This window comes from Pseudooceanicola aestuarii (genome assembly GCF_010614805.1).
In the GTDB taxonomy this organism is placed as follows: domain Bacteria; phylum Pseudomonadota; class Alphaproteobacteria; order Rhodobacterales; family Rhodobacteraceae; genus Pseudooceanicola; species Pseudooceanicola aestuarii.
In genome coordinates, this window is the sequence record NZ_JAAFZC010000001.1 from 1,517,393 (window position 1) to 1,528,745 (window position 11,353).

Consider the following 11,353-nt stretch of genomic DNA (forward strand, 5'->3'; position numbering starts at 1 on the left):
CGCGGGTGAAGTCCCTATTCAGGAATGATCCGCACATGTTAGCCTGCCTTACATGATAGATTGGACCCGCCTGCCTCCGCTGACAGCGCTGCGCGCCCTGGCCGCCCTGGCGGAGACCGGCTCGACCGTGGAGGCCGGTGCCCGGCTGAACGTCTCTCATGCCGCGATCAGCCAGCAGATCAAGCAGCTGGAGGCGCATCTGGGCCTGGCGCTGGTGCGGCGCGGCGGGCGGCAGCTGGACCTGACCCTGGATGGTCGCGCTTTGGCCGATGCAGTGCTGGACGGGCTGGCCGGCGTGATCGAGGTCACCGAACGGCTGACCGGACAGGACGCGATGCGGCCGTTGACGATCTCCACCACACCGGCGTTTGCCTCGTCCTTCCTGATGCCGCGCATGGCGGATTTCCGGCGCCGCCATCCCGGCGTGTCGCTGATGATCGACCCGTCGCCCGAATTGCGGGACGTCGGGCCCGGCGCCTTTGACGCGGCGGTGCGCTATGGCAACGGCGATTGGCCCGGTCTGGCGGCCGATCTGCTGCTGCTGACCCCCATTGCCATCATCGGCGCGCCTGAACTGGTAGGGCATGGTGGGCCGGTGACGCCCGATGACCTGACCGCCTATCACTGGTTGCAGGAACTCGGCACCTCGGAGGCGACGGAATTCATGCAGGCCCATGGCGCCACGCTGGAATTGCGGCAGGGCGTGACCTCCCTGCCAGGCAACATGGTGTTGGACGCGGCGCGCAACGGCCAGGGTGTGGCCGTCATGGCCCGCGCCTTCGCCGAACCGGACATCGCTGCCGGCCGCCTGCGCCTGCTGTTCGAGGATACCCGCAAGAAGGGCTATTTCCTTGTCCACCGCCCCGGTTCGCAGCGCCCTCTGGTGCGGGCGTTCCTGCGCTGGATGCGCGGCCAGGTCGGCGCGGTGGAAAAGATGTCGCAGGGATGCAACTGAGGCCTCCGGCTTGACACAGGTCAAGGCCGGCGCGTCGCGCGGCTGAGAGGAAGGGGCCAACTTCCGCGACCACAGGCTGGCCTCCCATGTCCTCTGCCACTCCCGACACGCCCCGCAATCTCTATGCCCCGCGCGAGCCGATCTTTCCCCGCCGCGTCTCCGGTCGGTTCCGCAGCCTGAAATGGCTGATCATGGCGGTGACGCTGGGGATCTATTACCTGACCCCCTGGATCCGGTGGGACCGGGGACCGAACCTGCCGGACCAGGCGGTGTTGGTGGACATGGCCGGGCGGCGGTTCTTCTTCTTCTGGATCGAAATTTGGCCGCATGAATTCTACTTCGTGGCCGGGTTGCTGGTGATGGCGGGGCTGGGGCTGTTCCTGTTCACCTCGGCGCTGGGCCGGGTCTGGTGCGGCTATGCCTGCCCGCAGACGGTGTGGACCGACCTGTTCATCCTGGTCGAACGCTGGATCGAAGGCGACCGGAACGCCCGTCTGCGTCTGCACCGGCAGAAGGGATGGGATCTGCGCAAGGCCCGGCTGCGGCTGACGAAATGGGCCGCCTGGCTGCTGATCGGTCTGGCCACCGGCGGGGCTTGGGTCTTCTACTTCGCGGATGCGCCGACGCTGCTGCGCGATCTGGTGACCTTGCAGGCGCATCCGGTGGCCTATTCCACCATGGCGGTGCTGACCCTGACCACCTTCGTGTTCGGCGGGTTCGCGCGGGAACAGATCTGCATCTATGCCTGCCCCTGGCCGCGTATCCAGGCGGCGATGATGGACGAGGACACGATCACCGTCGCCTATCGCGAATGGCGGGGGGAGCCGCGCGGCAAGGGCAAGCGGCGCCGCGCCCTGGCCGAGCAGGCCGAGGCCCAGGCCCGTGCGGCCGGCGACCGCGCCGGGGGCGCCGCGCCTTTCGTGCCGATGCCGGGCATGCCCTCGGGCGTGGGCGGGCCGGTAGCGTCGCAGCCGGGCATGCCGGGCGATTGCATCGATTGCAACGCCTGCGTGAACGTCTGCCCGATGGGCATCGATATCCGCGACGGGCAACAGTTGGCCTGCATCACCTGCGCGCTGTGCATCGACGCCTGCGACGATGTGATGGACCGGATCGGTCAGCCGCGCGGGCTGATCGGCTACATGGCGCTGACCGACGAGCGTGCCGAACGCGAGGGCGCCGCACCGCGTCCCGTCCGCCAGCATGTGCTGCGGCCCCGTACCCTGCTTTATACCGCGCTCTGGGCGCTGGTGGGGGTGGCGCTGGTCTTTGCGCTGTTCATCCGGCCCGATATCGACATGACCGTCGCGCCGGTGCGCAATCCGACCTTTGTCACCCTGTCCGACGGTTCGATCCGAAACACCTACGACATCCGTCTGCGCAACAAGCACGGCGAGACCCGCGCCTTCACGCTGCATGTCGGCGGAGACCCGGCGCTGGCCCTTCAGGTCGAAGGCGTGGCCGGTGCGCGGGTCACCGTGCCCGCAGACAGCGCGCAGCTGGCGCGGGTCTACGTGATCGCGCCGCCGGGCAGCCCCCCGGCCGAGGCAGAGGTGGCACAGATCCGGTTCTGGATCGAGGACGTCCTGAACGGCGACCGCGCCAGCCGCGACACGATCTTCAACGGAAAGGCAAACTGATGGACAAGGTGCAGGAGACGGGCAATCGCGGTGGCGGGTTTCGCCTGCGCGGCTGGCATGTCGGGACCGGATTCGTCGCGGCTTTTGGCGTGATCATCACGGTGAATCTGGTGATGGCGACGCAGGCGGTGCGGACCTTCCCCGGGTTGGAGGTCAAGAATTCCTACGTCGCCAGTCAGGAGTTCGATCGACGCCGCGCCGCGCAGGAGGCCCTGGGCTGGACCATTCTTGCCGATTGGCAGGACGGAATGGTGCATCTGTCGATCACCGATACCGCCGGCGCGCCGGTGCGGGTGCGAGATTTGCAGGCGGTGGTGGGGCGCGCGACCCATGTGGCGCAGGACGTGACCCCGGTGTTGGCGTTTGACGGCGCGCGCTACGTCGCGCCGCTGGACCTTGGGCCGGGCAATTGGAACCTGCGGATGCTGGCGGTGGCGGAGGACGGGACGGAGTTCCGTCAGCGCGTCATCCTGCATGTGCGGCGGGGCGTGTGATGGGCGCGCTGATGGCCCCCTCAGCGCCGATCTCTGCCTGCCCGGCCTGCGCCGCCGCCCCCTCGGCGCAGCAGGTGGCGCAGGCCGCGCTGCGGGATGCGCGGATCACCCTGTCCCTGCCGACGATCCATTGCGCGGCCTGTATCGACACGGTGGAAACCACGCTGAACGCCCTGCCCGAGGTGACGGAGGCGCGGGTGAACCTGTCGCTGAAACGCGTACAGGTAAAGGGGGAGGCGGGGGCCGAGCGGCTGATCGCCGCCCTGGCCGCCGCCGGGTTCGAGGCGCAGGAGCTGGACGAGGGGACCATCGCCGCCACCCGCACCGACCGCGCCGGGCGCGATCTGCTGATGCGGTTGGCGGTGGCGGGCTTTGCCTCCATGAACGTGATGCTGTTGTCCGTGGCGGTCTGGTCCGGGGCGACCGACGCCACGCGCGACCTGTTCCATTGGATCAGCGCGGCGATCACCCTGCCGGCCATCGCCTTTGCCGCGCGGCCGTTCTTTGCCAATGCCTGGGCGGCGCTGTCGGTACGGCGGCTGAACATGGATGTGCCGATCGTGCTGGCGATCCTGCTGGCCCTGGGCACCTCCCTCTGGGAAACGGCGCTGAGCGGGGCGCATGCCTATTTCGACGCGGCGCTGACGTTGACCTTCTTCCTGTTGGCCGGGCGCTACCTGGATCACCGGACACGGGCCATCGCCCGGTCCGCGGCCGAGGAACTGGCCGCGCTGGAAGTGCCCCGCGCCCTGCGCCTGCGGGACGGCGTGGAAGAAACCGTGCCCGTGGGTGACCTGGTGCCCGGTGATCTTCTGCGTGTTCGTCCGGGCGCGCGGATGCCGGTGGACGGGGTGATCGCCGAAGGCGCGTCGGAGATAGACCGCTCTCTCCTGACGGGCGAAACGCTGCCGGTGCCCGCCGCGCCGGGGCAGGAGGTCAGCGCGGGAGAGGTCAACCTGACCGGGCCGCTGGTGGTCCGGGCCACCGCCGTGGGGGCGGACACGGCGCTGCACCGGATGGCCGATCTGGTCGCCATCGCCGAAAGCGGGCGGGCGCAATATACGCCCCTGGCCGACCGCGCGGCGAAACTTTATGCGCCGGGTGTGCACGTCCTGTCGGCGCTGGCCTTCGCGGGCTGGTACCTGGGCACAGGCGACTTGCGTGTGGCGCTGAACATCGCCGCCGCCGTGCTGATCATCACCTGCCCCTGCGCCCTGGGGTTGGCGGTGCCGGCGGTGACGACGGCGGCCTCGGGCCGATTGTTCCGGCGTGGGCTGTTGGTGAAACATGAAACCGCGCTGGAGCGGCTGGCCCAGGTCGATACCGTGGTCTTCGACAAGACCGGCACCCTGACCGAAGGCGCGCCACAGCCCTGCGACCTGTCCGTCCTGCGGCCGGAGCAGCGCCCGCTGGTCCTTGCACTGGCAGAAGCATCCGCCCACCCGCTGGCGCAATCGCTGGCCGCGGCGTTGCGGGGATGCGGGGTAATCCCCGCCGCGGTGGCCGACCTGCGGGAAATCCCCGGCCACGGCACCGAAGGCCAATGGCAGGGCCAGCGCCTGCGCCTGGGCCGTGCCGGATGGGCAGGACCGGACGTGGCGGAGGGTGAGACACATCTGACCGCGACCTGGTTTCAACCGGGGCAGGGCGTGCCCTTGGCCCTGCAGTTCACAGACCGTTTGCGCCGGGGCGCGGCGCAGGCCGTGACGGATCTGCAAGCGGCGGGCAAGCGGGTGATCCTGTTGTCGGGCGACCGCGTGCCCGTGGTCCAGGCCCTCGCCGCCGAACTGGGGATCACCGATTGGCAGGCCGCCGCCCTGCCCGAGGAGAAGGCCGCGCGAATCACCGCGTTGCAAGCGGCGGGGGCGCGGGTGCTGATGGTGGGGGACGGATTGAACGACACGGCTGCGCTAAGGTCCGCTCATGCCTCGATCTCGCCGGCCACGGCGCTGGATGCTGCGCGGGTGGCTGCCGATGTGGTGCTGTTGGGCGGCGACCTGGCGCCCATTCCGAAGGCATTGATCACCGCCACTCGCGCGACGATCCGCATTCGTGAGAATTTCCGCATTGCGACGGTCTACAACCTCGTCGCCGTGCCTTTGGCGGTGGCTGGCCTGGCCACCCCGCTGATCGCGGCGCTGGCCATGTCGGCCAGCTCCGTCACGGTGTCCCTGAATGCCTTGCGACTGAGGTGACGTGCCATGGACGTTCTGGTCTGGCTGATACCCGTTTCCCTGCTGCTCGGTGGCGTTGGCCTCGTGGCCTTTGTCTACACTGTGCGCAGCAACCAATATGACGATCCGGACGGCGATTCCCAACGCGTGCTGTCCGACCAATGGGATGCCCATCCGAAACCCTGAACCGAAGGGCTTCGGGCGGGTGTTACAATGCGCTGAAACAGTGACGCCGCCAGAGGAGTTCTGACGGCGTCACCGGGAGGGAACCGGATGGTCGATCTGTTCGCCCCTTTGCCGCATCGACCCGGCGGGGCGGTCGATCAGGTGCCCGGCCCGATCATGAAGCAAGTCTGGTTGCGCGCCTGCAATCTGCGGCAGGCAAGATCCGCCATTTCGCGCGACAGGCCCATGAAATTGGCATCGAACCCCGTGGGTTTGCGTGACACCTTGCGCAGGGCGCCATCCAGCGTCTCGATCTCGTTCAGGGCGGTTTTCAGCAACACCCGCTGAGCGCGGTCCTGCGAAGTATAGCGCCCGACGTTGATCCCCCAATGCCGCCCGCCAGAGGTGGAGATCCGGGTGACGACCTCTCGCACGGGGGGCTGTTCCTCGGCCGGCAGGGCGGTGGGGAACTGATCCATAAGGGTAGAGGGCCGGGCCACCGGCGTCACGTCGGCAGAGGCCAGCGCCACTTGCACCGCCGCTGCCTGCGCCTGCGTGTCGCCGGGGGTGGGCGCGGTCTGCGCGGTCACGGTGGCGGCCGGCAGTGTCTCGGGCGGGGTCACAATCGCCTCCGCGACCTGTGGTGGCAGGTCCGGTGCAGGATGCTGTGCCACCTGCTGTGCAATGGCGGCCAGCACGACCGGGTGGCTGACGGGCCGCGCATTGGGGCGCAGGCTGCGGGTGACGGCGGTCATCAGGCGGATCGTCTTGCCGGAGCTGCGGGTCACGCCGGCGACCTTGCCCAGGTAGGCGGGGCGTTGGGGCGCGACGGTGGCCACCATGTTGGGCGAGCGTTTGAACCCGAGGTCCAGCAGCTCGGCCATTTTGGCATTGCGTGAGGCCGAGGACCGGCCACCGAAGATCGTGGCGATGATCCGTTCGTTGCCCTTCTCGGCCGAGGCGACAAGGTTGAACCCGGCGGCACGGGTATAGCCCGTCTTGATCCCGTCGGCGCCCTTGTAATTGCCCAGCAGGCGGCGGTTCGTGTTGTAGAGAGTCCGGCCCGGCACATTGATCTGCGTGCGTCCGAAAAGGTGGTAATACTCGTTGTAATCGAACAGCAGGTGCCGGCCCAGGTTGGTCATGTCGCGGGCGGTGGACAGGTGCCCGGACGCGGTCAGCCCGTGGGCGTTGCGGAACGTCGTGTTGTTCATGCCCAGGGCCTTGGCCGTGCGGGTCATCCGCTTGGCAAAGGCCGCCTCGGAACCCGAGATCGCCTCCCCGATGGCGGTGGCCGCGTCATTGGCTGATTTGATCGCCGCCGCGCGGATCAGGTAGCGCAGCTTGATCTTCTGGCCGGTCTTGAGGCCCAGCTTGGACGGTTCCTCGGACGCCGCGTTGCGCGACACCGTGACCTCTGTGTCCAGGGAAATTTCTCCGTTCCGCACCGCCTCGAAGGCGATGTAGAGTGTCATCATCTTGGTCAGCGAAGCGGGATGAAGGCGTTTGTCCGCATTGCGTGAATGCAGCACCTCCCCGGATCTCGCATCCATTACCATAGCTGCATATTCAGCCGATTTCGCCTCTTGCGCGAAAACCAGACATACACACAAACAAACTGTCAGGAATTTGGAAAGCCTGCCGTACAGCGCTTCCCGGCGCCGTCGTATCACGTCTCTCACCTTTTATCTGCCTCTGGCCGCCGCTTTTTTATCGACTGGCCGTATTATTGATTAACTCAGATGTAACACATGGTCGCCAAGGCGGCAAAGCACTCATTCAGAGCGGGTATTTCTGATCGGTGTATACATCCGCGAGATGTGGTTTCGTTGACCTCTGTGCATACTATATCGGCAAAAACGGCACAATTTGGGCGTCATGTCAGGCTGTAACACCGCATTTGCAAAATTCGGCATCCCTACCCGATGGCTGCAACCAGAGGCGGCAATGCCCCCAGATCGGCGATCTCGCGGTAGCGAGGGGAATCACCTGGCGGGTCCGCGTGTTCGATTTCCCACGCAACGCCATGGGGCACGAAAACCCCCCAGCCCCCCGCCGAAATCATCGGCAACACGTCTGATTTCATCGAATTCCCGACCATCAGCCCGCGCGCGGCGCCGTCGCCGTGCCGGTCGAAGATCGCCGCATAGCGCGAAGCTGTCTTGTCAGAGACGATCTCCACCCCGTGAAACAGATCGCCCAGGCCCGATTGCGCCAGCTTGCGTTCCTGGTCCAGAAGGTCGCCCTTGGTGATCAACAACACGCGCCGGTCGCGGGCGAGTGTTTCCACGGCCAGCCGCGCGGCGGGCAGCAGGTCGATGGGGTGGCGCAGCATCTCCTGGCCGGCGGCGATCAGGTCGCGGATCACCGGGCCGGGCACCCGGTCGCCGGTCACATCCAACGCGGTTTCGATCATCGAAAGGACAAACCCTTTGATCCCGAAACCGTACTGCCCCAGGTTGCGACGCTCTGCCGCCAGCAGGCGGGCCTCCAGGGTGGCGCGGTCGGTATAATCGGCAAGCAGCGCAGCGAATCGGTGCTGCGTCAGGCGGAAGAACCGTTCATTGTGCCACAGCGTATCATCGGCATCGAAGCCGATTGTGGTGATCTTTTGTGCCATATCTTTGCTGCCTCGCCCGAGCTGCCTCTTTTCCCGAAGGACGCGGACGTTATATAGAAGGCCCGACAACGGAAAACCCTGTGACTGATGCAACGAGCGTGAACGCGATGACGAATCTGCGGCCCCTGATCCTGTCCGGCCCCACGGACGACGATGACGACACCTCTGTCGTTGTCGACACCAAGCCGCGCACGAAACGGCCGCCGCTCTACAAGGTGCTGTTGCTGAACGACGATTACACGCCGATGGAATTCGTCGTCGCGGTGCTGGAACAATTCTTCGGCATGACCCACGCGCAGGCGTTCGAGATCATGTTGACCGTGCACAAGAAGGGCGTCGCCGTGGTCGGGGTCTTCAGTCACGAGATCGCGGAGACGAAGGTGGCGCAGGTGATGGATTTCGCCCGCCGCCATCAGCATCCGTTGCAATGTACCATGGAAAAGGAATAGGCGCGGGCCATGGTGTCCCAACGTCTTCGCCTTGCCCTTGAGGGCGGGCTGATCCTGCCCGACGGCCGCATCGGCCTGTTTGCGCCGCGCGCCGATGCCGACCTGTCGGCTCTGCCCGCGGATGTCACCATCGTGACCGGGGATGCCCCGGTGCATGATCAATTGCAGCGGCGCGGCATGGATGTCGCCGTCACGGCGCAGGGCGATTTCGCCGCGATCGTGGTCTGCCTGCCCCGCGCCAAGGCGGAGGCCCGCGCCCTGATCGCCCAGGCCGCCGCGCTGTCGGGCGGGCCGGTGATCGTCGATGGCCAGAAGGAAGACGGCGCCGACGCCCTGCTGCGCGAATGCCGCAAGCGGGTGCCGGTCGAAGGGCCGATCAACAAGGCCCATGGCAAGCTGTTCTGGTTCGACGCGGCGCCCGGTGTTTTCGCCGATTGGGCCGCGCCCGACCGCCAGCAGGTCGCGGGCGGGTTCGTCACCGCGCCTGGGGTCTTTTCCGCGGATGGGATCGATCCTGCCTCCGCGCTGCTGGGGGATGCGCTGCCCGAGGGGCTGAAGGGGCGCGCCGTTGATCTGGGGGGCGGCTGGGGATACCTGACGCATCGCCTGCTGGCGCAGGAGAAGATCACCCATGTCGATCTGGTGGAATCCGATCACGCCGCCGTGGAGGCCGCCCGGATCAACCTGCCCGACCCGCGCGTCGCCTTTCACTGGGCCGATGCGCGCCAGTGGCGGCCCGAACGTGGCGCCGACCTGGTGATCATGAATCCGCCGTTTCACACCGCACGATCCGCCGATCCCGAGCTGGGCCGTGCCTTCATCCGGTCAGCGGCGGCTTGCCTGTCGCCCTCGGGGCGGCTTTTCATGGTGGCGAACCGCCATCTGGGGTACGAAAAGACTCTGGACGAGGTGTTCGGCGAGTGGTCTGAACTCGGCGGAGACGGGAAATTCAAATTGTTCGAGGCCGCGCGACCGCGTCGTTCTGCGGGCCGCAAACGCGGCTGACGGAACATCGCGAAAGATCGGCCTTGGCGCCGATCCGGCATAAGGGGACGCCATGTCATTCTCCATCGCGGGCAAGACCGCCATCGTCACGGGGGCCGCCAACGGTATCGGGCTGGCCATCGGAAAGCTGTTCGCCGACAAGGGGGCCAATGTCGTCTTTGCCGACATGGACGAGGACCAGCTGGTCCGGGAACTGGGCGAGACGCGGGAAGAGGACAACATCCGCTATTTCGCCGGTGACCTGCGGGAAAAGCTGGCACAGGTGAATCTGCTCTCCGCCACGATCGACGCCTTCGACAAGGTGGATATCCTGGTCAACGGGTCGCGTCAGGTCGAGGTTTCGGACCCGCTGAACCCCGATGACGACGCGGTGGAGCAATTGTTGCGGCAGAACCTGCTGACCGCCCTGCGGATGAGCCAGATCGTCGCCAAGCGGATGATCAAGCAATCGGAGGGCCAGGAAAGCGGCAGTGCCGGTGCCATCGTCAACCTGTCCTCCATCGCGGCGCGGCGCACGCATCCTGACCTGCTGGCCTATTCGATTTCCACCGCCGCGCTGGACCAGATGACCCGGTCGCTGGCCGTGGCGCTGGCGCCGCACCGGATCCGCGTGAATGCCGTGGCCTTCGGGTCGGTGATGTCGGCCAGCCTGAAATCGGCGCTGAAGGATAATCGTGACTACCGCGAAGATATCGAGGATCACACCCCGCTACAGCGGATCGCGGCACCGGGGGAGCTGGCGGAAGCGGTGCAATACCTGGCCTGCGATGCTTCGTCCTTCATGACCGGGCAGATCGTGACGGTGGATGGCGGACGCACCCTGCTGGACCCGGTGGCGGCCCCCGCGCATTGAGGGGCGCAGCCGCGCTGCGGGCGCAGGCGCATTGTCAGAACAGCGAAGAGGGCGGCACGATGAGCGATGCAAGTGTTATGGATGCCGAAAAGGCCGAGGCCAGCGCATGGTTCCGGGAATTGCGTGACCGCATCGTCACCGCGTTCGAAGGGTTGGAGGACAGCCACACCACCGGCCCCCTGTCAGAGAAGGCGCCGGGCCGGTTCGAGGTCACGCCGACGCGGCGCGCCTCGGAGGATGGCGCGGATGCCGGCGGCGGGCTGATGAGCGTGATGCGCGGCGGCCGGGTGTTCGAGAAGGTCGGCGTGAACATCTCCACCGTTCACGGAGTACTGGGCGATCGGGCACAGGCGGCGATGGCGGCGCGCAAGGGGTTGCCCGGCATGGCGGAGGATCCGCGGTTCTGGGCCTCGGGAATTTCACTGGTGGCGCATATGCAGAACCCCCATGCACCGGCGGTGCACATGAACACCCGGATGTTCTGGACCCCGCATGGCTGGTGGTTCGGTGGCGGGTCCGACCTGAACCCTTGTATCGAATATCCCGAGGACACGGCCCATTTCCATGCCGTGCAGAAAACCCATTGCGACCGTCACGACGCGGAATTCTATCCCCGGTTCAAGGCCTGGGCGGACGAGTATTTCTATATCCCGCATCGCAAACGTGCGCGTGGCGTCGGCGGGATTTTCCTGGATGACCATTGCAGCGGCGACTGGGTGCGGGACTTTGCCTTCATCCGCGACGTCGGCGCGGCTTTTCTTCCGGCCTACCTGCCCCTGGTGGAGGCCCGGCGCGCGCAGGAATTCGGTTCTGCGGAGAAGGAGGCCCAGCTGATTCATCGCGGGCTCTATGCGGAATACAACCTGGTCTATGACCGGGGGACGAAATTCGGGCTGGAGACCGGCCATGATCCCGATGCCGTATTGATGAGCCTGCCGCCCCTGGCCAAGTGGGCCTGATCCGGCACTGCCCCGCCCGACGCCACCGTCTTGCGGCGC

11 protein-coding genes are annotated in these 11,353 nt (G+C 66.7%); 9 read left to right on the forward strand and 2 right to left on the reverse strand.

The annotated features are described in order from the left end of the window. Positions 1 to 52: 52 nt before the first annotated feature. From G5A46_RS07140 to ccoS, 5 genes are all read left to right on the forward strand, one after another. Entirely contained in the window at positions 53 to 955 is a 903-nt protein-coding gene (locus tag G5A46_RS07140; RefSeq protein ID WP_163848625.1) for a LysR family transcriptional regulator, read from the forward strand. 86 nt (positions 956 to 1,041) lie between these two features. After that, a complete protein-coding gene (locus tag G5A46_RS07145) occupies positions 1,042 to 2,595 on the forward strand; it encodes an RdxA/RdxB/FixG family protein (protein WP_163848627.1) in 1,554 nt (517 codons plus the stop codon). Next, on the forward strand, positions 2,595 to 3,089 hold the full coding sequence (locus G5A46_RS07150) for a FixH family protein (protein ID WP_163848629.1): 495 nt from the start codon (positions 2,595 to 2,597) through the stop codon (positions 3,087 to 3,089). The genes G5A46_RS07145 and G5A46_RS07150 overlap by 1 nt, the downstream gene beginning before the upstream one ends. After that, on the forward strand, positions 3,089 to 5,284 hold the full coding sequence (locus G5A46_RS07155; protein WP_163848631.1) for a heavy metal translocating P-type ATPase: 2,196 nt from the start codon (positions 3,089 to 3,091) through the stop codon (positions 5,282 to 5,284). The genes G5A46_RS07150 and G5A46_RS07155 overlap by 1 nt, the downstream gene beginning before the upstream one ends. Positions 5,285 to 5,290: 6 nt before the next feature. Beyond that, positions 5,291 to 5,449, forward strand: coding sequence for a cbb3-type cytochrome oxidase assembly protein CcoS (gene ccoS / locus G5A46_RS07160; RefSeq protein ID WP_163848632.1), 159 nt, complete (start codon positions 5,291 to 5,293; stop codon positions 5,447 to 5,449). Between the two features lie 137 nt (positions 5,450 to 5,586). Here ccoS and G5A46_RS07165 read toward each other — a convergent pair whose 3' ends face one another. Continuing rightward, positions 5,587 to 6,981, reverse strand: a complete 1,395-nt coding sequence (locus tag G5A46_RS07165) for a D-alanyl-D-alanine carboxypeptidase family protein (protein ID WP_420821351.1) — start codon at positions 6,979 to 6,981, stop codon at positions 5,587 to 5,589. 365 nt (positions 6,982 to 7,346) lie between these two features. Beyond that, a complete protein-coding gene (locus G5A46_RS07170) occupies positions 7,347 to 8,048 on the reverse strand; it encodes an HAD family hydrolase (RefSeq protein ID WP_163848636.1) in 702 nt (233 codons plus the stop codon). Between the two features lie 107 nt (positions 8,049 to 8,155). Here G5A46_RS07170 and clpS point away from each other — a divergent pair, with 107 nt between their 5' ends. Genes clpS through hemF form a run of 4 tightly spaced genes read left to right on the forward strand, consistent with a single transcriptional unit; the run spans position 8,156 to position 11,314 of the window. Then, the gene (gene clpS, locus G5A46_RS07175; RefSeq protein ID WP_163849924.1) at positions 8,156 to 8,497 is read left to right on the forward strand and encodes an ATP-dependent Clp protease adapter ClpS; all 342 of its coding nucleotides are present in this window, start codon (positions 8,156 to 8,158) and stop codon (positions 8,495 to 8,497) included. A gap of 9 nt (positions 8,498 to 8,506) precedes the next feature. Next, complete coding sequence (locus G5A46_RS07180; RefSeq protein WP_163848638.1) at positions 8,507 to 9,502, forward strand: class I SAM-dependent methyltransferase; 996 nt, start codon at positions 8,507 to 8,509, stop codon at positions 9,500 to 9,502. Between the two features lie 52 nt (positions 9,503 to 9,554). Next, on the forward strand, positions 9,555 to 10,355 hold the full coding sequence (locus tag G5A46_RS07185) for an SDR family NAD(P)-dependent oxidoreductase (protein ID WP_163848640.1): 801 nt from the start codon (positions 9,555 to 9,557) through the stop codon (positions 10,353 to 10,355). Positions 10,356 to 10,414: 59 nt separating this feature from the next. Beyond that, positions 10,415 to 11,314: an oxygen-dependent coproporphyrinogen oxidase gene (hemF, locus tag G5A46_RS07190; RefSeq protein WP_204318704.1), complete on the forward strand. Its 900-nt coding sequence runs from the start codon at positions 10,415 to 10,417 to the stop codon at positions 11,312 to 11,314. Positions 11,315 to 11,353 lie beyond the last annotated feature (39 nt).